At 40.0% G+C, this 25,311-nt stretch carries 23 protein-coding genes and 1 pseudogene; 17 read left to right on the top strand and 7 right to left on the bottom strand.

Annotated features, from left to right (window positions below):
- Positions 1–62 precede the first annotated feature (62 nt).
- The 5 genes from QMQ21_RS17325 to QMQ21_RS17305 all read left to right on the top strand — a co-directional run bounded on the left by QMQ21_RS17325 (position 63) and on the right by QMQ21_RS17305 (position 4,657).
- A complete protein-coding gene (locus QMQ21_RS17325) occupies positions 63–1,535 on the top strand; it encodes a peptide MFS transporter (protein WP_261116051.1) in 1,473 nt (490 codons plus the stop codon).
- Between the two features lie 371 nt (positions 1,536–1,906).
- A complete protein-coding gene (locus QMQ21_RS17320; protein ID WP_033686379.1) occupies positions 1,907–2,593 on the top strand; it encodes an XRE family transcriptional regulator in 687 nt (228 codons plus the stop codon).
- A 3-nt stretch (positions 2,594–2,596) separates the two neighbouring features.
- Positions 2,597–4,012, top strand: a complete 1,416-nt coding sequence (locus QMQ21_RS17315; RefSeq protein WP_284525506.1) for a Y-family DNA polymerase — start codon at positions 2,597–2,599, stop codon at positions 4,010–4,012.
- Positions 4,009–4,371: a hypothetical protein gene (locus tag QMQ21_RS17310; RefSeq protein WP_000567217.1), complete on the top strand. Its 363-nt coding sequence runs from the start codon at positions 4,009–4,011 to the stop codon at positions 4,369–4,371. The genes QMQ21_RS17315 and QMQ21_RS17310 overlap by 4 nt, the downstream gene beginning before the upstream one ends.
- Complete coding sequence (locus tag QMQ21_RS17305; RefSeq protein ID WP_261126315.1) at positions 4,364–4,657, top strand: DUF5960 family protein; 294 nt, start codon at positions 4,364–4,366, stop codon at positions 4,655–4,657. The genes QMQ21_RS17310 and QMQ21_RS17305 overlap by 8 nt, the downstream gene beginning before the upstream one ends.
- A 142-nt stretch (positions 4,658–4,799) precedes the next feature.
- Here the strand turns inward: QMQ21_RS17305 and QMQ21_RS17300 are convergent.
- The 5 genes and pseudogenes from QMQ21_RS17300 to QMQ21_RS17280 all read right to left on the bottom strand — a co-directional run bounded on the left by QMQ21_RS17300 (position 4,800) and on the right by QMQ21_RS17280 (position 6,976).
- Positions 4,800–5,276: pseudogene (locus tag QMQ21_RS17300) on the bottom strand (glutathione peroxidase).
- Complete coding sequence (locus QMQ21_RS17295) at positions 5,273–5,851, bottom strand: DUF3278 domain-containing protein (RefSeq protein WP_247939360.1); 579 nt, start codon at positions 5,849–5,851, stop codon at positions 5,273–5,275. The pseudogene QMQ21_RS17300 and the gene QMQ21_RS17295 overlap by 4 nt, the downstream one beginning before the upstream one ends.
- Before the next feature lie 26 nt (positions 5,852–5,877).
- Complete coding sequence (locus QMQ21_RS17290; RefSeq protein ID WP_261814875.1) at positions 5,878–6,213, bottom strand: hypothetical protein; 336 nt, start codon at positions 6,211–6,213, stop codon at positions 5,878–5,880.
- Positions 6,214–6,223: 10 nt separating this feature from the next.
- A complete protein-coding gene (locus tag QMQ21_RS17285; protein ID WP_004256387.1) occupies positions 6,224–6,766 on the bottom strand; it encodes a DUF3278 domain-containing protein in 543 nt (180 codons plus the stop codon).
- Positions 6,767–6,781: 15 nt separating this feature from the next.
- Positions 6,782–6,976: a helix-turn-helix transcriptional regulator gene (locus QMQ21_RS17280; RefSeq protein ID WP_001082471.1), complete on the bottom strand. Its 195-nt coding sequence runs from the start codon at positions 6,974–6,976 to the stop codon at positions 6,782–6,784.
- A gap of 166 nt (positions 6,977–7,142) precedes the next feature.
- Between QMQ21_RS17280 and rsmH the strand changes: the two genes are divergently transcribed.
- The 5 genes from rsmH (at position 7,143) to QMQ21_RS17255 (ending at position 14,098) form a co-directional block, all read left to right on the top strand.
- Positions 7,143–8,093 carry a 16S rRNA (cytosine(1402)-N(4))-methyltransferase RsmH gene (rsmH, locus tag QMQ21_RS17275; RefSeq protein WP_049551041.1) on the top strand — a complete coding sequence of 317 codons (951 nt, stop codon included), beginning with the start codon at positions 7,143–7,145 and terminating at the stop codon, positions 8,091–8,093.
- A gap of 9 nt (positions 8,094–8,102) precedes the next feature.
- The gene (gene ftsL, locus QMQ21_RS17270; RefSeq protein WP_120770586.1) at positions 8,103–8,420 is read left to right on the top strand and encodes a cell division protein FtsL; all 318 of its coding nucleotides are present in this window, start codon (positions 8,103–8,105) and stop codon (positions 8,418–8,420) included.
- A gap of 3 nt (positions 8,421–8,423) precedes the next feature.
- Positions 8,424–10,676, top strand: coding sequence for a penicillin-binding protein PBP2X (pbp2x, locus tag QMQ21_RS17265; protein ID WP_020903427.1), 2,253 nt, complete (start codon positions 8,424–8,426; stop codon positions 10,674–10,676).
- 1 nt (position 10,677) lies between these two features.
- Positions 10,678–11,658: a phospho-N-acetylmuramoyl-pentapeptide-transferase gene (mraY, locus tag QMQ21_RS17260; protein ID WP_020903426.1), complete on the top strand. Its 981-nt coding sequence runs from the start codon at positions 10,678–10,680 to the stop codon at positions 11,656–11,658.
- A 334-nt stretch (positions 11,659–11,992) separates the two neighbouring features.
- Positions 11,993–14,098 (top strand): ATP-dependent Clp protease ATP-binding subunit, encoded by a 2,106-nt coding sequence (locus QMQ21_RS17255; protein ID WP_261814874.1) that lies wholly within the window; start codon positions 11,993–11,995, stop codon positions 14,096–14,098.
- A 60-nt stretch (positions 14,099–14,158) separates the two neighbouring features.
- Here the strand turns inward: QMQ21_RS17255 and QMQ21_RS17250 are convergent, their stop codons facing one another.
- Both QMQ21_RS17250 and QMQ21_RS17245 read right to left on the bottom strand, forming a co-directional pair.
- Positions 14,159–14,641 (bottom strand): S-ribosylhomocysteine lyase, encoded by a 483-nt coding sequence (locus QMQ21_RS17250; protein ID WP_000032547.1) that lies wholly within the window; start codon positions 14,639–14,641, stop codon positions 14,159–14,161.
- A 94-nt stretch (positions 14,642–14,735) separates the two neighbouring features.
- Entirely contained in the window at positions 14,736–16,220 is a 1,485-nt protein-coding gene (locus QMQ21_RS17245) for a DUF1846 domain-containing protein (protein ID WP_261814873.1), read from the bottom strand.
- A 152-nt stretch (positions 16,221–16,372) separates the two neighbouring features.
- On the opposite strand from QMQ21_RS17245, the gene QMQ21_RS17240 reads away from it, so the two are divergent.
- The 7 genes from QMQ21_RS17240 (at position 16,373) to QMQ21_RS17210 (ending at position 25,310) form a co-directional block, all read left to right on the top strand.
- Positions 16,373–17,980 (top strand): glycoside hydrolase family 13 protein, encoded by a 1,608-nt coding sequence (locus QMQ21_RS17240; RefSeq protein ID WP_261814872.1) that lies wholly within the window; start codon positions 16,373–16,375, stop codon positions 17,978–17,980.
- Positions 17,981–18,176: 196 nt separating this feature from the next.
- Positions 18,177–20,135 (top strand): peptide ABC transporter substrate-binding protein, encoded by a 1,959-nt coding sequence (locus QMQ21_RS17235; RefSeq protein ID WP_261814871.1) that lies wholly within the window; start codon positions 18,177–18,179, stop codon positions 20,133–20,135.
- 189 nt (positions 20,136–20,324) lie between these two features.
- Complete coding sequence (gene cpsA, locus QMQ21_RS17230) at positions 20,325–21,770, top strand: LCP family glycopolymer transferase CpsA (RefSeq protein ID WP_261017772.1); 1,446 nt, start codon at positions 20,325–20,327, stop codon at positions 21,768–21,770.
- Positions 21,771–21,776: 6 nt separating this feature from the next.
- Positions 21,777–22,508: a capsular polysaccharide biosynthesis protein Cps4B gene (gene cps4B, locus QMQ21_RS17225; protein ID WP_237447059.1), complete on the top strand. Its 732-nt coding sequence runs from the start codon at positions 21,777–21,779 to the stop codon at positions 22,506–22,508.
- 8 nt (positions 22,509–22,516) lie between these two features.
- The gene (locus tag QMQ21_RS17220) at positions 22,517–23,209 is read left to right on the top strand and encodes a CspC family polysaccharide chain length determinant protein (protein WP_203212666.1); all 693 of its coding nucleotides are present in this window, start codon (positions 22,517–22,519) and stop codon (positions 23,207–23,209) included.
- A 10-nt stretch (positions 23,210–23,219) separates the two neighbouring features.
- Positions 23,220–23,921, top strand: a complete 702-nt coding sequence (locus QMQ21_RS17215; protein ID WP_261814870.1) for a tyrosine-protein kinase — start codon at positions 23,220–23,222, stop codon at positions 23,919–23,921.
- 21 nt (positions 23,922–23,942) lie between these two features.
- Positions 23,943–25,310 carry a sugar transferase gene (locus QMQ21_RS17210; RefSeq protein WP_237447058.1) on the top strand — a complete coding sequence of 456 codons (1,368 nt, stop codon included), beginning with the start codon at positions 23,943–23,945 and terminating at the stop codon, positions 25,308–25,310.
- The last annotated feature ends 1 nt before the right edge of the window (position 25,311 follow it).

Below are 25,311 nucleotides of genomic sequence, written 5' to 3'. Positions count from 1 at the left end.
TGTTTGACATTTATTTGAAAATTCTGTAAAATGAATTATTATATCGTTAAAGGAGAATATATATGGAAAAACAGAAAACATTTTTTGGACATCCTATGGGCTTGTCCACCCTCTTCTTTACAGAAATGTGGGAACGCTTTTCTTACTATGGGATGCGAGCTATCCTACTTTACTATATGTACTATAGTGTGCAAGATGGTGGATTGGGAATGGATAAGACCACAGCTGCATCGGTTATGGCGATTTATGGCTCGCTGGTATTTTTGTCCTCGGTTATCGGTGGTTTTGTCAGTGACCGTATTTTAGGAAGTCGTAAGACTGTCTTTTACGGTGGGATTCTGATTATGCTAGGGCATATTGCTTTGGCAACACCTTTTGGACAAGTGGCTCTCTATCTTTCTATTGCCTTGATTATCTTTGGTACTGGATTTTTAAAACCCAATATCTCAGATATGGTGGGGGGAATTTATGAGAAAGAGGATGATAGACGGGATGCAGGTTTTAGTATCTTTGTCTTTGGTATTAACTTAGGTGCCTTCGTTGCCCCTTATCTAGTGGGTTATCTAGGTCAGGAAGTCAATTTCCATCTAGGTTTCTCATTAGCTGCTATTGGGATGTTCTTTGGTCTAGTGAAGTATGTTTTGGATGGGAAGAAATATCTGCCTGAATCAAGTCTTTACCCCACTGATCCACTTTCACAGAAGGACCAGCAGACCTTGATTAAACGCTTGCTGATTACACTTGTCGTAGTTATTCTCGTGGTTATAGGTTTAGTCTTTACTCACCAGTTTAATGTGGATATGATTGTTAATATCTTTACAGTGATTGCTGTAATTATTCCAATCTACTATTTCTTTAAGATTTTATCTAGTCAGAAAATAACTGCCACTGAGAGATCCCGAGTATTTGCCTACATTCCTCTATTTATCGCTGGAGTACTCTTCTGGTCTATTGAGGAACAGGGTTCTGTTGTTCTCGCTCTATTTGCGGATGATCAAACTCAACTTTACTTTAATGTATTTGGGAATCAGATTCATTTTCCATCTAGCTTTTTCCAAAGTATCAATCCCCTTTTCATTATGATTTATGTGCCGATTTTTGCGTGGTTGTGGGGGAAAATGGGTAAAAAGCAACCATCCTCTGCTAAGAAATTTGCTTACGGTTTATTTGCTGCAGGTTTATCCTTCTTGTGGATGATGTTACCAGGGATGCTCTTTGGGACAGATGTTAAGGTCAGTCCTTTCTGGTTGATTATGAGTTGGGCTATTGTGATTGTGGGGGAGATGTTGATTTCGCCTATTGGTCTATCAGTCACTACTAAGCTAGCACCAAAATCCTTCCAAGCACAAATGATGTCTATCTGGTTCTTGAGTAATGCAGCTGCCCAAGCTATCAATGCTCAAATTGTAAAATTTTATACAAGCGAAACTGAAGTGGCTTACTATGGAATTGTTGGAGGAATTACGATTGTATTCGGTATTATCTTACTCTTCTACGTTCCACGTATTGAAAAACTAATGTCTGGTATCAAATAGAGAAAAACTGGAATTTCTGTAGGAATTTTAAAAGTTAGATCAATTATTTATTCAAAGGATTTAGTTCTGTATTGTACAGGGCTAGGTCCTTTTAGTTTGATTAATACTCTTCGAAAATCAAATTCAAACCGCGTCAACGTCGCCTTGCCGTACTCAAGTACAGCCTGCGGCTAGTTTCCTAGTTTGCTCTTTGATTTTCATTGAGTATAAAACTCATGATGTTTATGATATTCCTAGTAGACAACCGTCCACTTTTTTTATATAATAAAACTAAACCATATTGGTTGAGTTTCAAAAATATGACTTCAAGCATCGATTAGTCTTTCTAAGGGAGATAATGTCCATTAAAGTATCATAATAGGAGGTGAAGTATGTATCAGCCAGAAAAATTAAAGGCTCGGAGGAAAGAGTTAAAACTGACACAGAAGGAAATTGCAGAGCAACTTGGGATTAGCTTTCAGGCTTACTCAGCTTGGGAACGTGGAGTCAAGGAACCGTCCAAGGAGAAGGTGTTTCAGCTAGAGAATATTTTAAAAGTACCAAAAGGATATTTTACTCAGATCGAGATTGTCCGTCTCTACCATAGCCTCTCCAAGCAAGGGCAGGAGAAGGTTGTTCTCTATGCTCGCAACCTATCTCAAGAGGAGCAAGCCCAGAAAGTGACAGCTATGCCAGAGCGCCTCTACGAGTACCGTGTTTATGAACGCATGTCAGCAGGGATTGGGGCTTCAGTCTACGATGATCAGAATTTTGATACGGTTTACTTTAATGAGGAGTTGGCTCATGATTTTGCGTCATGGGTGTCTGGGGACTCCATGGAACCTAAATACCAAAATGGTTCAGTGGCTCTGATTCGAGAGACAGGATTTGACTATGACGGGGCGGTTTATGCAGTGGTTTGCAACAACCAGACCTATATCAAACGGGTCTATCGAGAGGAGAATGGATTGCGTCTGGTCTCTATCAATCCTAAATACAAGGATATTTTCATCTCCTATGAGGAAGATCCTCGGATTGTGGGGATTATCGTTGGGAACTTTGTGCCGATGGAGGGCTAGCCAATGGGCTACTTTGATTATTCCAGAGAGCCCAAAAGTGACATTGCCTTTGTCGATATGAAATCCTTTTATGCCAGTGTTGAGTGTGTGAAAAGAGGATTGCATCCGCTGAAAACCTCGCTTTGTGTCATGAGTCGCGCGGATAATTCAACTGGTCTTATCCTAGCCTCCTCTCCCATGTTTAAGAAGATTTTTGGCCAGTCAAATGTTGGTCGGGCCTATGATTTGCCTTTTGATATCAAAACGCGAAAATTTTCCTATTACAATGCTCGAAAGCAAGGGCTACCGACTGACTCGGACTATGTTCGCTACATCGAAGATTGGGCTCAAGTGACCTTGATTGTCCCTCCTCGAATGGACGAGTACATTGCAGTCAATATGGAAATCCAGCGAATCTTTCAAAACTATGGCAGTCCAGATGATATTTATCCTTACTCTATCGATGAGGGCTTTATTGACCTGACTAGTTCGCTCAACTATTTTATCCCAGATAAGAGTCTCTCTCGCAAAGACAAGCTGGATATGCTTTCTGCTCGTATTCAGAGGGATATTTGGAGGCAGACAGGGATCTACTCTACAGTAGGTATGTCAAATGCCAATCCCTTACTGGCCAAGTTGGCTCTGGATAATGAAGCCAAGCACACTCCGACCATGAGGGCCAACTGGTCTTACCAGGATGTGGAAGAGAAGGTCTGGTTCATTCCCAAGATGACCGACTTTTGGGGAATTGGCAGGCGGATGGAGAAACGCTTGCATGCTCTGGGGATTTTTTCCATCAAGGAATTGGCAACCAGCAATCCTGACCAGCTAAAAAAAGCTCTGGGTCAGGCTGGTCTTCGTTTGTGGTTTCATGCTAACGGAATTGATGAGAGCAATGTTCATAAGCCTTATAAAGCCAAATCCAAGGGCTTGGGGAATTCTCAAATCTTGCCGAGAGACTACGTGAAGCTACGGGATATTGAAATTATTCTTCGAGAAATGGCGGAGCAGGTGGCTATTAGATTGAGAAGGTCTGGCAAGAAAACAACCCTTGTCTCTATCTATGTCGGTTTCTCTAAACAGGAGGTCAGGTCGTCTATTCACACACAAATGAAGGTCGAACCGACCAATAATACAGCTGTCTTAACGAATTATGTTTTGAAGTTATTTCATAACAAATACACTTCTGGAGCAGTCAGAAGTGTCGGTGTAAACTATTCAGGCTTTGTAGACGAGCCCTTTGGTTTGATATCTCTCTTTGATGATGTTGACAAGCTAGAAAAAGAAGAAAGGCTCCAGACGGCCATTGACTCCATTCGGGAACAATTTGGTTTCACTTCTCTTTTAAGAGCCAATGCACTGGAAGAAGCCTCTAGGAGTCTTGCTAGAAGCAAGCTGATTGGGGGCCATTCTGCTGGAGGATTAGATGGATTAAAATGATTGATCGTTCTTATTTACCCTTTCAATCCGCGCGAGATTATCAAGATCCAGGTATGCAGAAGTGGATGGGATTTTACCTCTCAGAACACACCAGTTCGCTCAGTGAAGAAAAAAGCCGTGTTGATTTTTCGACGGATTTGACTCCAGATGAGAAGTTGCACTTGCTTTCTCAGCTTTATGTTGGCCAACTTAAGGGAAGTTTTGTGGTAAAGGAAAAGAAGCAGAAAATCACCATCATCGGTGTGGTGAGAGAGTTATCACCTCAGACTCTATCTATTAGGACAAACGAGGGATATAGGTTGATAGAGGTTGCAGATATCCTAGAAATTCGGCTGTGGGAGGAGGGAGTTTATGACTAGAAAAGAGCTGTATGAAAACAAACTGCAGATGGATTATTTTTCAGATAACTATATTCATTTTGAAGAGGATTTTCAAAAATACTCTGCCATGAACGTACCCTTGACTTTCTTGATTGATGACATTCTACGAACCATGGCGATGAATCAGAAAAACTACTTTGTCTTAAACAAGGAAAATGCCAAGGATGGGCGGGAGCATAGCTTTTATTTTAGGGTGGTAACGGAAAAAGCGTGTCCTAGAAATAGGACCTATGTATATGCTGGGGTTAAAAATAGTAGTCAGTAGAGGGGAGTCTGCTGTAAATGTATCATTTTTACAACACTTCATGGCTCATATCATGGGGTGTTTTTCTATTCAAGTCAAAGCCCATCAAAAAATCCCACTATTCTTAGGCTAAAGGAGAACTAATAATAGTGAGATTGTGAAATTATAGTAATTTTTGTATCGCCTCTTCAATTTGTTTTGGGTCTGTTTTTGAAGAGAAGCGTTCAAAAACCTGCCCATCACGACTGATGAGAAACTTAGCGAAATTCCATTCGACTCGTTTTCCCAGTGGGCCAGATTTTTGTTCTTTCAACCAAACATAGAGAGGATCTGCTTCCTTACCGTTGACCTTTATCTTGGCAAAACGTGGGAAGGTGGTCTGATAATGTAGGCTACAGAAGGTGTTGATTTCCTCTGCGCTGCCTGGTGCTTGTCCCATAAACTGATTGCAAGGGAAGTCTAAAATCTCAAAACCTTGTTCTTAATAGCAATCATAGAGTTCTTGAAGTCCTTGGTACTGGGGCGTTAAACCACATCCAGTAGCAGTGTTGACAACCAAGAGAACCTTACCACGATAGGTCTCTAGTGGAGTTTCTTGATTGTCTTGGTTCAAGACTGAAAAATCGTATAGTGAAGTCATTGCTTGCTTTTCTCCTTCTGTTTGGTATTTTTAGGAGTTTTCTCCTCCTGTAGTGATAGAAATCCGTAGGTCAGGGTTCCAAAAATGCTTCCGATAATCAGGCTATACATCAGGAAAGGAACACTTTTATCGAATTGCATGAGCAACTTTCCAAAATCTGAAAGGGACATCTGCTGAACGAAGACTTTATGAAAGATGAGTAAGGTAAAGAAGCCAATCTGAATACCGATAAACACAATCCAGCTTCGGAATTTGATTTGGGCTTTGCTGTAGGTTTTGAGAATGATTTCTGATTTGTCATCCTTTTCAAGATGAAGCTCTTGGACGGCTTTTTGAGCTTTTATACTCATGAACAAAATGAGTCCAAAATAGATGTAGGGCATAACATTTCGAACAATTTCTATAAAGCTTCCGAACAAAATATAGAATAGGAAGAGAATGAAGGAAGAGTAAAAGATTTGGATCATGGAACGGGCGCAAGCCTTGTAGATAACCTCTTGACGGCATTCATCAAAAGGCCCTTGGATATGAAAGAAATTTCGAAGTAGGCGAGTTGTTAAGTCTTCTTTTTTCATGGGTGATTTCTCCTAAATGAACGATGCTATTTTGTTTCTTTTACGAATTGATAGAGATAATAAAGATAAGTAATAGAAGAAAGGATAGCGATAGTTAGCAGAATATAATATTTCCAATTGATTGAAATGAGCGTCAGCTGTGGTAAGGATAGAAAGGATAGAATCATAAAGCATAGTGCTAGGTTGAGTATGCGCGTTTTTTGGGAATCTATCTTTAGATAAGTCAATCCTTTGTTGAGTGCTGGAACAAAGACTGGAAGGAGGACTATATCGTAGATTGGCAAGTTCCCTGAAACGATGATGAAGGTGAGTAGAGAAGCAAACAAAAGATGATAGGTAAGTAAAGTTACTAGTGATTTCATAGGGCACCTCCTAATCCTCATCTTGCTCTTTTTTAGTTTTTGCAATGCGACGGGAGATGAGGAACTGTATGCTCGCTCCGAAGAAGATAGAACCGAGAATGCTTGATACACCATTTCTTATAGTTAGGAGAGAATGAAAATAGTCCTGACCTTCACCTATGAGTATACTGAGAAGAGGAGTTATAAAAAACATCCATAGACCAAAGAACAAACCTGCTTTAAGACCTGGGTAGTATAGTTGCTTGCTTTCTTTCTCATTCAGCATATCTGGATCAATAGCTGTAATCCCTGTTTTTTTCATTTGGTAGGTGACATAGCCAGCAGCGATGAGGGCAATCACTAGAATCAGAGGAGGATAGATTAGAGCCACTTCTTGAGGGTATTTATAGGCCAGAAGGAGTGGAATAAGATTTCCGAAAATCATCAGATAAAAGAGGATGATAAAGACTTGGTTCCCAATACGATCGGCCTCACGCCGTTTGTATTCGTCAAGGGGACCAGAGATACCGTATGTGCGTTTGATGAGTTTTTCAGTGAAGGTTTCTTTTTTCATGAGTTGGCTCCTTTTTTAAAAATTATCCTCCCAAAAGAGACTATTGAGGTCAGTTTGGAGGCTGCGGGCGAGATTGAGACAGAGTTCCAGGGTTGGATTGTACTTGTCGTTCTCAATCATATTGATGGTTTGTCTCGAGACACCGATATCCTTGGCTAGCTCGAGCTGAGAAATGCCTAGTTCCTTGCGAAATTCTTTCACACGATTCATCTGGACTCCTTTCTGCTTTATGTCGTATATATTTGACTATATTATATTCTTCTATGGAGTGAATGTCAAGCATATTTGACATATTTCTTAAAGAAATCTTACTTGTTTTTGCCCTATTTGTCTGACTAGTGCAAGCTAGTCGGATTTATGGTAAAATAGATAGGATATGACAAAAGAATTTCATCATGTAACGGTCTTACTCCACGAAACGATTGATATGCTCGACGTAAAGCCTGACGGTATCTACGTTGATGCGACTTTAGGTGGAGCGGGCCATAGCGAATATTTATTAAGTAAATTAAGTGAAAAAGGCCATCTCTATGCCTTTGACCAGGACCAGAATGCCATTGACAATGCGCAAAAACGCTTGGCTCCCTATATTGAGAAGGGGATGGTGACTTTTATAAAGGATAACTTCCGTCATTTACAGGCACGTTTGCGCGAAGCTGGTGTTCAGGAAATTGATGGAATTTGTTATGACTTGGGAGTGTCTAGTCCTCAGTTGGACCAGCGTGAGCGTGGTTTTTCTTATAAAAAGGATGCGCCACTGGACATGCGTATGAATCAGGAAGCTAGTCTGACAGCCTATGAAGTGGTGAACCACTATGACTATCATGACTTGGTTCGTATTTTCTTCAAGTATGGTGAGGATAAATTTTCTAAACAGATTGCGCGTAAGATTGAACAAGCACGTGAAGTCAAGCCAATCGAGACAACGACTGAGTTGGCAGAGATTATCAAGTCGGCTAAGCCTGCTAAGGAGCTCAAGAAGAAGGGCCATCCTGCCAAGCAGATTTTCCAGGCTATTCGAATTGAAGTCAATGATGAACTGGGAGCGGCAGATGAATCTATCCAGCAGGCTATGGAGATGTTGGCTCTAGATGGTAGAATTTCAGTGATTACCTTTCATTCCTTGGAAGACCGCTTGACCAAGCAATTGTTCAAGGAAGCTTCAACGGTTGAAGTTCCCAAAGGTTTACCTTTCATTCCAGATGATCTCAAGCCCAAGATGGAATTGGTATCCCGTAAGCCAATCTTGCCAAGTGCAGAAGAATTAGAAGCCAATAACCGCTCGCACTCTGCCAAGTTGCGCGTGGCCAGAAAAATTCACAAGTAAGAGGAAAAAATGCTAGATAAGAAAGAAACAACCAGTCAATTCTTGCAGAATCGTATAAAAAAATTCTCACGTGTGGAGAAGGCTTTTTATCTTTCCATCGCTTTTACGGCACTCGTTTTAGCAGTGAGCATTATCTTTATGCAGACACGACTCTTGCAAGTGCAAAGTGATTTGACAAAAATCAATGCGCAGATAGAGGAAAAGAAGACAGAGCTCGATGATGCTAAGCAGGAAGTGAATGAATTGATTCGTTCAGAGCGCTTGAAAGAGATTGCAGATAAAAAAGATTTGAAATTGAATAATGAAAATATCCGAACAGCGGAGTAAGATATGAAATGGACAGAAAAAATAACTCGATTTGCGATAAAAAATCGTAAATCTCCAGCAAAAAACCGTAGGATAGTTGGCAAGTACCTCAGCTTTGTAGCTGTTGCCCTTTTCGCCCTCTTTTTGGCCAATTTTGCTTATATTATCGCAAAAGGTAATATATTTGGTACCGACTTGGTAAAAGAGGCTAAAAAGGTTCACCAAACAACTCGAACAGTACCTGCCAAACGTGGGACGATCTATGACCGAAATGGAGTGCCTATCGCTGAAGATGCGACCTCTTATAACGTCTATGCTGTTATTGATAAAAAATACAAGTCAGCAACGGGTAAAATTCTTTATGTAGAGGATTCGCAGTTTAATAAGGTAGCTGAAGTCTTCCATAAGTATTTGGATATGGATGAAGCTTATGTGAAAGAGCAATTAGCTCAACCAAATCTGACCCAAGTTTCTTTTGGAGCAAAAGGAAATGGGATTACCTATGCCAATATGATGGCTATTAAAAAAGATTTGAAAGATGCTAGTGTGGAAGGGATTGACTTTACAACTAGCCCTAACAGAAGCTACCCAAATGGACAATTTGCTTCTAGTTTTATTGGTTTAGCCCAACTCCATGAAAATGAGGACGGCAGTAAGAGTTTATTAGGAACCTCTGGTCTAGAGAGTTCGTTAAATACCATTCTTGCGGGGACAGACGGTATTATTACCTATGAAAAAGACCGTGTAGGAAATATCGTACCAGGTACAGAACAGGTATCGCAACAAACTGTGGATGGCAAGGATGTTTATACAACATTGTCTAGCCCGCTCCAATCTTTCATGGAAACTCAGATGGATGCCTTTCTACAAAAAGTAAAAGGTAAGTATATGACCGCGACCTTGGTCAGTGCAAAGACCGGTGAAATCCTCGCTACCACCCAACGACCTACCTTTAATGCAGATACTAAAGAAGGAATCACTGAGGACTTTGTTTGGCGTGATATTCTTTATCAAAGTAACTATGAACCAGGATCAACCATGAAGGTCATGACGTTAGCTTCTTCTATTGATAACAATACCTTCCCAGGTGGAGAATACTTCAATAGCAGTGAATTAAAAATAGCGGATGCGACGATTCGAGATTGGGACGTTAATGAAGGTTTGACCGGTGGTGGTATGATGACATTTTCTCAAGGATTTGCTCACTCAAGTAATATTGGGATGACACTTCTTGAGCAGAAAATGGGTGATGCTACGTGGTTGGATTATCTAAACCGCTTTAAATTTGGGGTTCCAACTCGTTTTGGTTTGACAGATGAATATGCAGGACAACTTCCAGCTGACAATATTGTTAATATTGCTCAGAGTTCATTTGGACAAGGGATTTCAGTAACTCAGACGCAAATGATTCGTGCCTTTACAGCCATTGCCAATGATGGCGTCATGTTAGAGCCTAAATTTATTACGGCCTTGTATGATCCAAATGATCAAACCGTTCGTAAATCTCAAAAAGAAATCGTAGGAAATCCCGTTTCGAAAGATGCAGCTAGCCAAACTCGTACTCACATGGTCTTGGTAGGAACGGATCCTAGATATGGAACTATGTACAATCATAGTACAGGAAAAGCAACTGTCAATGTTCCAGGTCAAAATGTAGCCCTCAAGTCTGGTACAGCCCAAATCGCTGACGAGAAAAATGGAGGCTACTTGGTTGGTTCTACCAACTACATTTTCTCGGTTGTGGCTATGAACCCTGCTGAAAATCCTGATTTTATCTTGTATGTAACGGTTCAACAGCCTGAACATTATTCAGGTATCCAATTGGGAGAATTTGCCAACCCAATTCTTGAAAGAGCTTCAGCTATGAAAGAATCTCTCAATCTTCAATCTCCTGCTAAGAATTTAGATCAAGTGACGACAGAGTCTTCTTATGCAATGCCTAGCATCAAGGATATTTCACCTGGTGATTTGGCGGAAGCCTTACGCCGAAATATTGTGCAACCAATTGTTGTAGGTACTGGAACAAAGATTAAAGAATCATCTGTAGAAGAAGGGACCAATCTTGCACCAAACCAACAAGTTCTCCTTTTATCGGATAAGGTAGAAGAAATTCCAGACATGTATGGCTGGAAAAAAGAGACTGCCGAGACCTTTGCTAAATGGTTGGATATTGAGCTGGAATTTGAAGGTTCAGGTTCTGTTGTTCAGAAGCAAGATGTTCGGACTAATACAGCTATCAAAAACATTAAAAAAATTAAATTAACTTTAGGAGACTAATATGTTTATTTCTATCAGTGCTGGAATTGTGACATTTTTACTAACTTTAGTAGGAATTCCGGCCTTTATCCAATTTTATAGAAAGGCGCAAATTACAGGCCAGCAGATGCATGAGGATGTCAAACAGCACCAGGCAAAAGCTGGGACTCCTACAATGGGAGGTTTGGTTTTCTTAATTGCTTCTGTTTTAGTTGCTTTCTTTTTCGCCCTATTTAGTAATCAACTCAGCAATAATGTCGGTATGATTTTATTTATCTTGGTTCTTTATGGCTTAATCGGATTTTTAGATGACTTTCTCAAGGTCTTTCGTAAAATCAATGAGGGTCTTAATCCCAAGCAGAAATTGGCTCTTCAGCTTCTAGGTGGTGTCATTTTCTACCTTTTCTATGAGCGCGGTGGAGATATGCTTTCTGTCTTTGGTTACCAAGTGCATCTAGGAATTTTCTATATTGTCTTCGCTCTTTTCTGGCTAGTCGGTTTTTCAAACGCAGTAAACTTGACAGACGGTATTGACGGCCTGGCTAGTATTTCAGTTGTGATTAGTTTGTCTGCCTATGGAGTTATTGCCTATGTGCAAGGTCAGATGGATATCCTTCTAGTGATTCTTGCCATGATCGGTGGTTTGCTTGCTTTCTTTGTCTTTAACCATAAGCCTGCCAAGGTCTTTATGGGAGATGTGGGAAGTTTGGCTCTCGGTGGAATGCTGGCAGCTATCTCTATGGCTCTCCACCAAGAATGGACTCTATTGATTATCGGAATTGTTTATGTCTTTGAAACAACTTCGGTCATGATGCAAGTCGGCTATTTCAAAATGACTGGTGGTAAACGTATTTTCCGTATGACGCCTGTGCATCACCATTTTGAGCTTGGAGGATTGTCTGGTAAAGGAAATCCTTGGAGCGAGTGGAAGGTTGACTTCTTCTTTTGGGGAGTAGGGCTTCTAGCAAGTCTCCTGACCCTAGCAATTTTATATTTGATGTAAGAATGGCACCCTGATGTTTCAGGGTGTTTTTACTTTTTAAAAAATATTGGTCAATTAAAGTCAAAATCCTTGACCTTTTCTGACTAATGTAGTATATTATGAACGTAAGGTAAATGAAAGCCTTACTAGAACACTTATTTAAAGTAAAATAGAAAGAGGTGGGGTCTATGTTTAATCTAGAAATCTTCAGAAGTAAAGATAGTCTACTCCTGCTTGAAAAAGAAAAACCAGAAATAGTACGTAGAGTAGCGATTTAGCTAGTCTAAATTTTTTAAAGAAAAGGTCAAAGATAGTCAATATCAGTAATAATAAATAACAAAAAGAGGTAAAGAATATGAACAACAACTTTAATAATTTTAACAACATGGATGATTTGTTTAACCAATTGATGGGTGGTATGCGAGGATATAGTTCTGAAAATCGCCGTTACTTGATTAATGGACGTGAAGTCACACCTGAGGAATTTGCTCACTATCGTGCAACTGGTCAATTACCAGGAAGTGCAGAAGTTGATGGCCAAATGCCAAAACAGGCTTCAAGTATGAAACAAGACGGTGTCCTTGCTAAACTAGGTCGAAACTTGACTGCAGAAGCGCGTGAGGGCAAGCTGGATCCTGTTATCGGACGAAACAAGGAAATTCAAGAAACATCTGAAATCCTCTCACGCCGTACCAAGAATAATCCTGTTTTAGTCGGAGACGCAGGTGTTGGTAAGACAGCCGTTGTCGAAGGCTTGGCACAAGCCATTGTGAACGGTGATGTTCCAGCTGCTATTAAGAACAAGGAAATTATTTCCATTGATATTTCTGGACTTGAAGCTGGTACTCAATACCGTGGTAGCTTTGAAGAAAACATTCAAAACTTGGTAAACGAAGTCAAAGAAGCTGGAAATATTATCCTTTTCTTCGACGAAATTCACCAAATTCTTGGGGCTGGTAGCACAGGTGATGGTCAAGGGTCTAAAGGTCTTGCTGATATCTTGAAACCAGCTCTTTCACGTGGAGAATTGACAGTGATTGGCGCAACTACTCAAGATGAATACCGTAATACTATCTTGAAAAATGCAGCACTTGCTCGTCGTTTCAACGAAGTGAAGGTTAGTGCTCCATCTGCTGAAGATACTTTCAAGATTCTTCAAGGTATTCGAGATCTTTATCAACAACACCACAATGTTATTTTGCCAGATGAAGTCTTAAAAGCTGCCGTTGATTACTCTGTTCAATATATTCCACAACGTAGCTTGCCAGATAAGGCTATTGACCTTGTCGATGTAACGGCAGCTCACTTGGCAGCTCAGCATCCAGTAACAGATGTTCATGCTGTTGAACGTGAAATTGAGACAGAAAAAGACAAGCAAGAAAAAGCAGTTGAGGCAGAAGATTTTGAAGCAGCTCTAAACTATAAAACACGCATTGCAGAATTGGAAAAGAAAATCGAAAACCATACAGAAGATATGAAAGTGACTGCAAGTGTCAACGATGTGGCTGAATCTGTAGAACGTATGACGGGTATTCCAGTATCTCAAATGGGGGCTACGGACATCGAACGTTTGAAAGATATGGGTCATCGTTTGCAGACGAAAGTTATTGGTCAAGATAAGGCCGTTGAAGCAGTAGCAAAAGCTATCCGTCGTAACCGTGCTGGTTTTGATGAAGGTAACCGTCCAATCGGTAGCTTCCTCTTTGTAGGTCCTACTGGTGTTGGTAAGACTGAGTTGGCTAAACAATTGGCTCTTGATATGTTCGGAACGAAAGATGCTATCATCCGTTTGGACATGTCAGAATACAGCGACCGTACAGCCGTATCTAAATTGATTGGTACAACTGCAGGTTATGTGGGTTATGATGACAATAGCAATACCTTAACAGAACGCGTCCGTCGCAATCCATACTCAATCGTCCTTCTCGACGAAATTGAAAAGGCTGACCCTCAAGTCATCACCCTTCTCCTTCAAGTTTTGGACGATGGTCGTTTGACAGATGGTCAAGGTAACACTGTCAACTTCAAGAATACAGTGATTATCGCAACTTCAAACGCAGGCTTTGGTTACGAAGCTAACTTGACAGAAGATGCTGATAAACCAGAATTGATGGATCGTTTGAAACCTTACTTCCGTCCAGAATTCCTTAACCGTTTCAATGCTGTCATCGAATTCTCACACTTGAGCAAAGAAGATCTTTCTAAGATTGTAGACCTTATGTTGGTTGAAGTTAACAAGACGCTTTCTAAGAAAGACATTGACTTGGCAGTGAGCGAAGTTGCTAAAGAATACATGACTGAGGAAGGCTACGATGAAGTCATGGGTGTTCGTCCACTCCGTCGTGTGGTTGAACAACAAATACGTGACAAAGTCACAGACTTCCACTTGGATAACCTTGATGCTAAACACCTAGAAGCTGACATGGAAGATGGTGTTTTGGTCATTCGTGAAAAAGCCTAAGACTGAATTTTGAGAATAAAAAAGAAGGAGCCAGCTGAAAAACTGGTTCCTTTTTTGTGTTTAGATGACATGGCGTTCAAAGGCATCATCTGAAATCCCTTGTTCCAAGATGAGTTTAGCCCATTCTTTAGCAGAAAAGAGGCTGTGATCCTTGTAGTTGCCGCAAGATTCGATGGTTGTTCCAGGGACGTCTTCCCAAGTAGTAGTCTCAGCGATTTCCTTGAGGGAATCCTTTATAACAGCTGCGATTTCAGCGCTGGTATGGCGCCCCCACATAATCATGTGGAAGCCTGTGCGGCAACCAAAAGGTGAACAGTCAATCATGCCGTCGATGCGGGTACGTATGAGTTTGGCCAAGAGGTGCTCGATAGTGTGAAGGCCAGCAGTAGGGATAGAATCTTCATTGGGTTGCACTAAACGAATATCATAATTGGAGATGATATCTCCCTTTGGCCCTGTTTCTTCCCCGATCAAGCGAACATAGGGTGCTTTAACAATGGTGTGGTCAAGTTCAAAACTTTCAACAATAACTTCTTTTGACATGGTAAATCCTTTCAGTTTTCTAATTTCATTATAACATAAAGACGGCTCCTGAGACAGAGAGAAAACCTCTCCGAGGGTGGAGAGGTTTGAATCGTTATTTACGATACAAGCGGTCGTATTGGTAGTAAGGGTCAAAGGTTACATTGATACCCAGTTTACGAAGGACATTCTTATCTTCATCGGTTAAGATGATGGTTGAGTGGGCTTCGCTTCCTTTGAGGTTGCCAAGTTCTTCCATGGCATGCGCAGCGTCAGAATTTTCCGTAGCTGTGATAGCAAGTGCAATCAAAATTTCATTTGAATGAAGGCGTGGATTGCGGCTACCCAGATGATCGATTTTAAGACCTTGGATTGGTTTGACGACTTCGGGCTCGATTAATTTTACTTCTTTAGCGATGTCAGCTGATTTCTTGATGGCGTTGATAAGAGCAGCTGCTGTAGGGCCAAAGAGCTCTGAGTTCTTACCAGTAACAATTTCCCCAGTTGGCAATTCAAGGGCTAGGGCTGGTCCGCCAGTTTCTTCTGCTTTTTGACGCGCAACGACAGCAACCTCACGGTCTGCTGGTGTGATACCGAGGTCATTCATAAGCAACTCGATTTTCTTGACAGCAGCTTCGCCAACTTTTTCGGCTTTAAAATCAAGAACAGTTTGATAGTAACGGCGGATGATTTCTTGTTTAGAAGCTTCGACAGCAGCTTCATCATCTGTAATAGCGAAACCAACCATGTTGACCCCCATGTCTGTCGGTGAAGCGTATGGAGACTCTCCTAGGATACGTTCCAACATGCGCTTGAGCACTGGAAAAATTTCGATATCACGGTTGTAGTTGACAGTGGTTTCTCCATAGGTTTGGAGATGGAAGGGGTCGATCATGTTGACATCATCAAGGTCAGCTGTGGCAGCCTCGTAAGCCAAGTTGACTGGGTGATGAAGGGGAAGATTCCAAACTGGGAAGGTTTCAAATTTAGCGTAACCAGACTTGATACCATTGATTTGGTCGTGGTACATATTGGACATACAGGTTGCCAATTTTCCAGAACCAGGTCCAGGAGCGGTTACGACAATCAAGTTACGACTGGTTTTGATGTAGTCGTTTTTCCCCATACCTTCTGGAGAAATGATGTGATCCATATCTGTCGGATATCCTTTGATTGGATAATGAAGATAAGAATCAATTCCGTTTTTCTCAAGCTGGTTTCGGAAGGCATCTGCAGCTGGTTGACCAGCGTACTGTGTGATAACAACGGAGCCAACAAAAATTCCCAATTCATTGAATTTATCAATCAAACGAAGAACTTCTTGGTCATAAGAAATGCCCAAGTCACCACGTGCTTTGGAATGTTCGATGTTGTTAGCATTAATGGCAATTACAACCTCGACTTGCTCTTTCAATTCTTGCAAGAGCTTGATTTTGTTGTCAGGCTCATAACCAGGAAGAACACGAGCAGCGTGGAAATCTTCTAACATTTTGCCACCAAACTCCAAGTAGAGCTTGCCGTCAAATTGGTTAATGCGCTCCAAAATGTGGTCGCGCTGTAGATTCAAATATTGTTCAGAACTAAAAGCTTGTTTTTTCATTTTTTTACCTCTGACCTCTATTATAATAAAAAATTGGAAGTTAGGAAACTATGGAGTTAAAAAAGGAATCAAAAAGATTAGGCAAACGCTTGCATAAAATTTTAAAAAGCGCTATCATAGATTGTAGATTATTAAAATAATGAGGTAAGAAGATGCAAGAAAAATGGTGGCACAATGCCGTAGTCTATCAAGTTTATCCTAAGAGCTTTATGGATAGCAACGGAGATGGAATTGGCGATTTGCCAGGAATTACCAGTAAGTTAGACTATCTAGCCAAGTTAGGAATTACAGCGATTTGGCTTTCTCCTGTTTATGACAGTCCTATGGATGATAATGGCTATGATATTGCTGATTATCAAGCGATTGCGGCTATTTTCGGGACCATGGAGGATATGGACCAACTGATCGCGGAAGCTAAGAAACGTGATATTCGTATCATCATGGACTTAGTGGTCAATCATACTTCAGATGAGCATGCTTGGTTTGTCGAGGCCTGTGAAAATCCTGATAGCCCTGAACGAGACTACTATATCTGGCGGGATGAACCCAACGATTTGGAGTCTATCTTTAGTGGGTCTGCTTGGGAGTACGATGAAAAGTCAGGTCAGTACTATCTCCACTTTTTCAGTAAGAAACAGCCAGATCTCAACTGGGAAAATGAAAAACTTCGTCAGAAAATTTATGAGATGATGAACTTTTGGATTGATAAAGGGATTGGCGGTTTCCGCATGGATGTCATTGACATGATTGGGAAAATTCCTGACGAGAAAGTAGTCAATAATGGTCCTATGCTCCACCCTTATCTCAAGGAGATGAATCAGGCGACCTTTGGAGATAAGAATCTCTTGACAGTAGGAGAGACTTGGGGAGCAACTCCAGAGATCGCTAAGCTCTACTCTGATCCAAAGGGACAAGAATTGTCTATGGTCTTCCAGTTTGAACATATCGGTCTTCAGTATCAGGAAGGGCAACCTAAATGGCATTATCAAAAAGAGTTGAATATTGCTAAGTTAAAAGAAATCTTCAACAAATGGCAGACAGAGTTAGGCGTTGAGGACGGCTGGAATTCGCTCTTCTGGAACAATCATGACCTCCCTCGTATCGTCTCAATCTGGGGAAATGACCAAGAATACCGTGAAAAATCTGCCAAAGCCTTTGCTATCTTGCTTCATCTCATGAGAGGGACTCCTTATATCTACCAAGGTGAGGAAATTGGGATGACAAATTATCCGTTTGAAACGCTGGATCAAGTAGAAGATATTGAATCCCTCAACTATGCGCGAGAGGCTCTTGAAAAAGGCGTTCCGATGGAAGAAATCATGGACAGTATCCGTGTCATTGGACGTGACAATGCCCGTACCCCTATGCAATGGGACGAGAGCAAAAACGCTGGTTTCTCAACAGGTCAACCTTGGTTAGCAGTGAATCCAAACTATCAAGTAATCAACGTTCAGAAAGCGCTGGCAAATCCAGAATCTATTTTCTATACTTATCAGAAACTGGTTCAAATCCGTAAGGAGAATAGCTGGCTGATTCGAGCTGACTTTGAACTATTGGAAACAGCTGACAAGGTCTTTGCCTATATCCGTAAAGATGGCGACCGTCGCTTCCTAGTTGTGGCCAACTTGTCCAATGAAGAGCAAGACTTGACAGTAGAAGGAAACGTCAAATCTGTCTTGATTGAAAATACCACGGCTCAAGAAGTTTTTGAAAAACAAATCTTGGCTCCATGGGATGCTTTCTGTGTGGAATTACTATAAATATTTTTTACAGAAAAATTTAAAATTGAAATCGTATAAAAACAAGGGAGGACTGTATGAAAGGCAGAAATCCTTTGTTTTTTTTATAACCAAGGTTTATAAACTTTCATTCTCAAAATTCAATTAACTTTACAAATTCCCACTATTTTGGTAAAATAAACTTATGTTATAAAAACTAACATAAAGGAGAAAGAAGATGAATACAAAAAAGCGTGTCCTTAGTGCAGGCCTGACTGTTGCGGCTGCTTTGCTTTTAGCTGCTTGCGGACAATCAGGTTCAGATACAAAAACTTACTCATCAACCTTTAGTGGAAATCCAACTACATTTAACTATCTATTAGACTATTACGCTGATAATACAGCCATCATTACCAACCTAGTTGATGGCTTGCTTGAAAATGATAATCACGGGAACCTAGTTCCATCTTTGGCAGAAGACTGGTCTGTTTCAAGCGACGGTCTGACTTATACCTACAAATTGAGAAAAGATGCCAAATGGTTCACGGCCGACGGTGAAGAGTACGCCCCAGTCAAGGCACAGGATTTTGTGACAGGAATTAAGTACGCAGTGGACAATAAATCACAGGCCATTGACTTGATTCAAAATTCCATCAAAGGCTTGAATGATTATATTACAGGAGCGGATTCTGACTTTTCTAAGGTTGGGGTGAAGGCGATTGACGACCAGACTGTTGAGTATACTTTGGCACGCCCAGAACCTTACTGGAACTCAAAAACAACCAACAGTATTCTTTTCCCAGTAAACGAAGAGTTTCTAAATTCAAAAGGGAAAGATTTTGGTACTCTATCTCCAGATAGTATTCTTTACAGCGGACCTTATTTGTTAAAAGATTTCACATCAAAATCATCAATCGAGTATGTGAAGAATCCGCATTACTATGATCATGACAAAGTATCAATTGAACACGTGAAATTGGCCTATTTTGATGGTTCAGACCAAGAATTGACCATCCGAAACTTTGAAAGTGGAGCCTATTCTATCGCTGGGGTTTATCCAAATAGTTCTAACTTTGCTAAGACTAAGGAAAAATATAAGGATAATATCGTCTATAGCTTGCAGGACAAGACTTCTTGGTATTTCAATTTCAACGTCAACCGTAAGGCCTACAATCACACTGCTAAAACGACAGATGAGCAGAAGAAGTCAACTGAGACAGCTGTCTTGAACAAGAACTTCCGTCAAGCAGTGAACTTTGCCTTGGATCGCACAGCCTATTCTGCCCAGTCAAATGGGGAAGAAGCGGCTAGCAAGACCCTTCGTAACACCCTAGTGCCTCCAACATTTGTCCAAGTTGGAGACAAGACCTTTGGAGAAGTAGTTGCTTCTAAATTGGTCAACTATAGCACAGAATGGTCAGGTATTAACTTGGCAGATGCTCAGGATGCCTATTTCAACAAAGAAAAAGCCCAAGCAAAATTTGCGGAAGCTAAAAAAGAATTGGCAAGTCAAGGTGTGACTTTCCCTATTCACTTGGATGTGGCTGTTGATCAAACAAGTAAAAATGCTGTGACAGGAATGAACTCAGTTAAGCAGACACTTGAATCAGTTTTGGGTGCTGATAACATTGTCATTGATGTTCAGCAACTTTCAACAGATGATTTTAATAACGTAGCCTTCTTGGCACCAACACCAGCTGATCGTGACTATGATTTGAACTTTGATGGTTGGGTAGGTGACTACCAAGATCCATCAACTTATCTCAATCCTTTCAATGCAGAGGATGGGTTCTACCTCAAGATTTTTGGTCTAGATGCTCAAGAAGATAAAGCTAAGATTGCTAGCTTGGGGCTTGATACTTACACCAAGATGCTCAAAGATGCAGATAGTGAAAATAAAGATGTAGCCAAACGATATGAAAAATATGCTGAAGCACAGGCTTGGATGATTGACAATTCTCTGATTATGTCAGCTATGTCAAGTGGTGGAACAGCATCTGTAACCAAAGTAACGCCATTTACAAGAGGGTATTCACTGGTCGGCATCAAGGGTGATGGCAATAACTACAAGTACATGAAACTGCAAAAAGATACTGTGACAACCAAACAGTATGAAGAAGCTAAGGCCAAATGGGAGCAAGAAAGCAAAAAAGCAATCGAAAAAGCTCAAAAAGAAGCAGAAAATCATGTTAAATAGATGAACGAGGTTCCGTAAGGGACCTTGTTTTAATGTTTATATAGTAAATTTATTGATGTAATTGTTTGCAAATCAAAAAGAATGTTTCGGAAAGAAGATGAAAACGCCTTACCTAAGCGGATTTATCTCACAAGTGTATTTTTTTATGATATAATAAAATGAAATAAAAATTGATAATAGAGGTATATCGTGAGTAGATCTTCGAAGCGAGCTCGTCAGGGTAAAACAAAAATAGTGATTAGTTGGGGGTTGCTAGCTATCTATGCATTACTAGCAGTCTTTTTATTGTTTTTGATTTTCAAGTACAATATGCTAGCATTCCGATATCTCAATATAGTGGTTGCTGTCTTAATTGTAGCCTTAGCCATCTTGTGCTTCTTTTTAATTCGGTCCAAGAAAGTTCAAAATCTAACGCTGATTTTATTACTACTTGGTGTGTTAATTAACGGAACTTCTCTCCTTGCTGTAGGGCAGTTCATTGGATTTACCAGTCGTTTGAATGCAACATCGAATTACTCAAATTATTCGATGAGTATTGCAGTGTTAGCAGATAGTCCAATTGAGAATATCAGTCAGGTAACCAGTGTGATGGGACCTACTGGGACGGATAAGGATAATATCCAACAGTTGATGAATGATCTTAAGGCTAATCAAAATAAGGAATTGACAGTCGAAGAAAGTAGCTCCTATCTTGCGGCCTATAAGAGCTTGCTAGCCGGTGATACAAAGGCAATCATTCTAAACAGTGTCTTTGAAAATATTATCGAATCAGAATATCCTGACTATGCTTCAAAAATTAAGAAAATCTATACCAAAGAATTAACCAAGACGGTTGAAACTCCAAAAGATGTCAAAGGTAACAGTTTCAACGTTTATATCAGTGGAATTGATACTTACGGTCCAATCAGTTCAGTTTCTCGTTCGGACGTCAATATCATTATGACAGTGAATCGCGAAACTAAAAAGATTCTCTTGACAACGACACCTCGTGATTCCTATGTTCCAATTGCAGATGGTGGCGATAACCAAAAAGATAAGTTGACCCATGCGGGGATTTATGGGGTAGATGCTTCCATTCATACACTGGAAAATCTCTACGGTATTGACTTGAACTATTATGCTCGTTTGAATTTCACCTCTTTCTTGAAATTGATTGATTTACTTGGTGGAGTTGATGTCTATAATGACCAAGAATTTACAGCTCATACAAATGGGAAGTTCTATCCCGTAGGAAATGTTCATCTTGATTCGGAACAAGCTTTAGGATTTGTGCGTGAACGTTATTCTTTGGCAGACGGAGATCGAGATCGTGGTCGTAACCAGCAAAAGGTCATTGTCGCTATTTTGCAAAAGTTAACCTCTACAGAAGCTTTGAAAAATTATGACGGTATTATAAAAGGGTTGCAAGATTCAATTCAAACTAATATGCCACTTGAAACCATGATGAATTTGGTCAATGCCCAACTTGAAAGTGGTGGAACGTATAAGATTAATTCGCAAGATCTTAAAGGAACAGGACGCATGGATTTACCATCCTATGCCATGCCTGATAGTAACCTCTATATGATGGAGATAAGTGATAGCAGTTTGGAGTCAGTCAAGGCTGCAATCAATGATGTGATGGAAGGGAAATAAGACAAAATGATTGATATTCATTCGCATATTGTATTTGGTGTGGATGATGGTCCAAAATCCAAGCAAGAAAGCAAGGCTCTTCTGACGGAAGCCTATAGGCAAGGAGTGAGGACTATTGTATCGACATCGCATAGACGAAAAGGGATGTTTGAAACTCCTGAGGAGACAATAGCAACAAATTTCCAAGAAGTTAAGGAGCTAGCCAAGGAAGTGGCTCCAGACTTGACCATTCTCTATGGGGCAGAAATTTATTATACCCATGATGTGCTTGAGAAGTTAGAAAAACAGGTGATTCCAAGTCTTAATGGGACACGCTATGCTCTCATTGAGTTTAGTATGGCTACTTCTTATCGAGAAATCCATACTGCCTTGAGCAATGTTCTCATGCTTGGGATAACGCCTGTAGTTGCCCACATTGAACGTTATCATGAATTAGAAAATAACGAAAAACGGGTAAAAGAGTTGATTGATATGGGTTGCTACACTCAAATCAATAGCTCAAGTATTTTAAAACCAAAGTTATTTGGAGATAAATATAAATTTATGAAGAAACGAGCTCGCTATTTTCTAGAGCGTGACTTGGTACATTTTGTTGCTAGTGATATGCACAATTTAGACCAAAGACCACCTTACATGAAAGAAGCTTATGAGATCGTTTCAAAACAATACGGTGATAGAAAGGCGAGAGAATTATTTATCGAAAATCCTCGCATCATCTTAGCTGATCAAATTATTTAGGAGTTGACATGAAAGAAAATAAAGAAATCGCAATTGACATTGTCCAATTATTTAAAATCCTTTGGAAGAAGAAAATCGCTATCATCTTGACTGCGATTGTAGCAGCTGTCCTAGCTTTCGGTGTAAGCAGTTTTGTACTAACACCTGAGTACTCTAGTACAACACGTATTTATGTGGTTAATCGAAATCAATCAGAAAAAGCAGGTTTGACCAACCAGGATTTGCAGGCTGGTACTTACCTGGTAAAAGACTATAAGGAAATTATCCTTTCGCAAGATGTACTGGAGAAAGTCATTTCAAATCTTAAACTAGAGAAAACAGTTAAGGCATTAAGCAAGAAGATTCAGGTAACAGTGCCTGTAGATACTCGTATCGTGTCAATTGCTGTAAAAGATGCACAGCCAGAAGAAGCGAGCCGTATCGCCAATGCTCTTCGTGAGGTTGCATCGGAAAAAATCATTTCTGTAACTCGTGTATCTGATGTGACAACACTAGAGGAAGCGAGACCGGCACTAACTCCATCCTCACCTAATATTCGTCGAAATACTGCGCTTGCTTTCCTAGTAGGTGGTGCAGTAATGGTTGTTTCAGTCTTATTGTTTGAATTATTGGATGATCGTGTCAAGCGACCAGAAGATGTCGAAGAAGTCATGCATGTCGCACTTTTAGGAATTGTTCCAGATTTGGATAAGTTAAAGTAAGGGAGAAAATATGCCAACATTAGAAATCGCACAAAAGCGTTTAGATTTTGCTAAAAAAGCTGAAGAACACTATAATGCTTTGCGCACCAATATTCAATTGAGTGGTGATAATTTGAAAGTTCTTGCCATCTCATCTGTCAAACCTGGTGAAGGGAAATCTACAACTTCAACTAATATCGCCTGGGCTTTCGCACGTGCAGGCTATAAAACATTACTAGTAGATGCGGATATCCGTAATTCAGTTATGTCTGGTGTCTTCAAGTCAAGAGAAAAAATTACTGGATTGACTGACTTTTTGGCAGGGACTACTGATCTTTCAAATGGTCTCTGTGATACCAATATTGATAACCTATTTGTTATTCAGGCAGGACCGACATCACCTAATCCAACGGCCCTCCTGCAGAGTGAAAATTTCCATACCATGATTGATACCCTACGTAAGTATTTTGACTATGTCATTGTGGATACTGCACCGATTGGGATGGTTATTGACGCCGCTATCATTACACAAAAATGTGATGCTTTTATCTTGGTTACGGCAGCTGGAGAGACAAAACGACGTGATGTCTTAAAGGCGAAGGAACAGTTAGAACAAACAGGGACTCCTTTTTTAGGTGTAGTTCTAAATAAATTCAACACCGAAGTTGAAAAATACGGAGCTTATGGTGGTTATGGAGCTTATGGAGCTTATGGCAATTATGGGAAAAAGTAAAAAATAAACTAGGAAGTAGTTATGGAAGAGAAAGGGATAAAAATATCTCTGGCAGTAATCCAGAGTTTTATAGTAGTGTTACTGGGGTATTTTCTTAGTTTTGTTAAAGAGACAGATATTCTTTCAACAACAATGATTGTCCTATATATTCTCCACTACATAGTATTTTATTTTAGTGATTTCGGTCAAGATTTTTTTAAAAGAGGATATTTACGTGAGCTTGTTCGCTTGACAAAATATATCATTTTCTTTGCGTTGGCAATTAGTCTTTCCAATTTCTTTTTAGAAGAACGCTTTAGCATCTCTAGACGAGGCATGGTGTATTTCTTAACCTTACACTCGATTCTAATGTATCTAGTCAATATTTTTATCAAGTATTATTCGAAACGGATATTTCCTAATTTGAAATGGAGTAAAAAACTATTCTTGATTACAGCAACATCTAGAGTTGAGAAAGTGATGGATAAATTACTTGATGCTGGTGATTTCTTTGGAGAACTGGTGGCAGTTAGTGTATTAGATAAACCTAATTTCCAACATGATACTATTACAGTCGTACCAGTCGAAGATATTTTAAATTTTGCAACTCACGAAGTTGTGGACGAAGTGTTTATCAATCTTCCTAGTGAAGAATATGATATTGGTGAATTTATTTCTCGTTTTGAAACGATGGGAATTGATGTAACAGTTAATCTAAATGCTTTTGACCATAATCTAGGGCGTGACAAGAAAATCCGTGGGATGGCTGGTCTAAATGTCATTACCTTTTCGACGAAATTTTATAAAAATAGTCATGTCATTGCTAAGCGTGTCATAGATATTATTGGTTCTATTTTTGGTTTAATGATTTGTGGCTTAGTCAGTATAGTTCTAGTTCCAGCTATTAGAAAAGATGGTGGGCCTGCTATTTTTGCCCAGACACGTATAGGAAAAAACGGTCGACATTTTACTTTTTATAAATTTAGATCAATGTGTATTGATGCTGAGGATAAAAAGAGAGAATTGTTGGAGAAAAATACTATGCAGGGTGGTATGTTTAAGATGGATAATGATCCTCGCATCACAAACATTGGGCGCTTTATCCGTAAAACTAGCTTGGATGAACTCCCTCAATTTTGGAATGTTTTGAAAGGGGATATGAGTCTAGTTGGAACAAGACCGCCAACAGTTGATGAATATGAGACATACACACCTGAACAAAAACGTCGATTGAGTTTTAAACCAGGTATCACTGGACTTTGGCAAGTTAGTGGTAGAAGTGAGATTAAGAATTTTGATGAAGTTGTTAAATTAGATGTAGCTTATATAGACGATTGGACAATTTGGAAAGATATTGAAATTCTACTAAAAACAGTTAAAGTTGTATTTATGAGGGATGGAGCGAAGTAAA

Source organism: Streptococcus bouchesdurhonensis (assembly GCF_948472335.1).
The sequence above is the reverse complement of the archived record's forward strand: the minus strand, read 5'-3'. Positions and strand labels throughout refer to the sequence as shown.

What these genes read in the sequence shown, in the direction of transcription:
- QMQ21_RS17325 (WP_261116051.1), top strand. Translation starts at nt 63, where the DNA reads ATGGAAAAACAGAAAACATTTTTTGGACATCCTATGGGCTTGTCCACC.
- QMQ21_RS17320 (WP_033686379.1), top strand. Translation starts at nt 1,907, where the DNA reads ATGTATCAGCCAGAAAAATTAAAGGCTCGGAGGAAAGAGTTAAAACTG.
- QMQ21_RS17315 (WP_284525506.1), top strand. Translation starts at nt 2,597, where the DNA reads ATGGGCTACTTTGATTATTCCAGAGAGCCCAAAAGTGACATTGCCTTT.
- QMQ21_RS17310 (WP_000567217.1), top strand. Translation starts at nt 4,009, where the DNA reads ATGATTGATCGTTCTTATTTACCCTTTCAATCCGCGCGAGATTATCAA.
- QMQ21_RS17305 (WP_261126315.1), top strand. Translation starts at nt 4,364, where the DNA reads ATGACTAGAAAAGAGCTGTATGAAAACAAACTGCAGATGGATTATTTT.
- QMQ21_RS17295 (WP_247939360.1), bottom strand. Translation starts at nt 5,851, where the DNA reads ATGAAAAAAGAAGACTTAACAACTCGCCTACTTCGAAATTTCTTTCAT.
- QMQ21_RS17290 (WP_261814875.1), bottom strand. Translation starts at nt 6,213, where the DNA reads ATGAAATCACTAGTAACTTTACTTACCTATCATCTTTTGTTTGCTTCT.
- QMQ21_RS17285 (WP_004256387.1), bottom strand. Translation starts at nt 6,766, where the DNA reads ATGAAAAAAGAAACCTTCACTGAAAAACTCATCAAACGCACATACGGT.
- QMQ21_RS17280 (WP_001082471.1), bottom strand. Translation starts at nt 6,976, where the DNA reads ATGAATCGTGTGAAAGAATTTCGCAAGGAACTAGGCATTTCTCAGCTC.
- rsmH (WP_049551041.1), top strand. Translation starts at nt 7,143, where the DNA reads ATGACAAAAGAATTTCATCATGTAACGGTCTTACTCCACGAAACGATT.
- ftsL (WP_120770586.1), top strand. Translation starts at nt 8,103, where the DNA reads ATGCTAGATAAGAAAGAAACAACCAGTCAATTCTTGCAGAATCGTATA.
- pbp2x (WP_020903427.1), top strand. Translation starts at nt 8,424, where the DNA reads ATGAAATGGACAGAAAAAATAACTCGATTTGCGATAAAAAATCGTAAA.
- mraY (WP_020903426.1), top strand. Translation starts at nt 10,678, where the DNA reads ATGTTTATTTCTATCAGTGCTGGAATTGTGACATTTTTACTAACTTTA.
- QMQ21_RS17255 (WP_261814874.1), top strand. Translation starts at nt 11,993, where the DNA reads ATGAACAACAACTTTAATAATTTTAACAACATGGATGATTTGTTTAAC.
- QMQ21_RS17250 (WP_000032547.1), bottom strand. Translation starts at nt 14,641, where the DNA reads ATGTCAAAAGAAGTTATTGTTGAAAGTTTTGAACTTGACCACACCATT.
- QMQ21_RS17245 (WP_261814873.1), bottom strand. Translation starts at nt 16,220, where the DNA reads ATGAAAAAACAAGCTTTTAGTTCTGAACAATATTTGAATCTACAGCGC.
- QMQ21_RS17240 (WP_261814872.1), top strand. Translation starts at nt 16,373, where the DNA reads ATGCAAGAAAAATGGTGGCACAATGCCGTAGTCTATCAAGTTTATCCT.
- QMQ21_RS17235 (WP_261814871.1), top strand. Translation starts at nt 18,177, where the DNA reads ATGAATACAAAAAAGCGTGTCCTTAGTGCAGGCCTGACTGTTGCGGCT.
- cps4B (WP_237447059.1), top strand. Translation starts at nt 21,777, where the DNA reads ATGATTGATATTCATTCGCATATTGTATTTGGTGTGGATGATGGTCCA.
- QMQ21_RS17220 (WP_203212666.1), top strand. Translation starts at nt 22,517, where the DNA reads ATGAAAGAAAATAAAGAAATCGCAATTGACATTGTCCAATTATTTAAA.
- QMQ21_RS17215 (WP_261814870.1), top strand. Translation starts at nt 23,220, where the DNA reads ATGCCAACATTAGAAATCGCACAAAAGCGTTTAGATTTTGCTAAAAAA.
- QMQ21_RS17210 (WP_237447058.1), top strand. Translation starts at nt 23,943, where the DNA reads ATGGAAGAGAAAGGGATAAAAATATCTCTGGCAGTAATCCAGAGTTTT.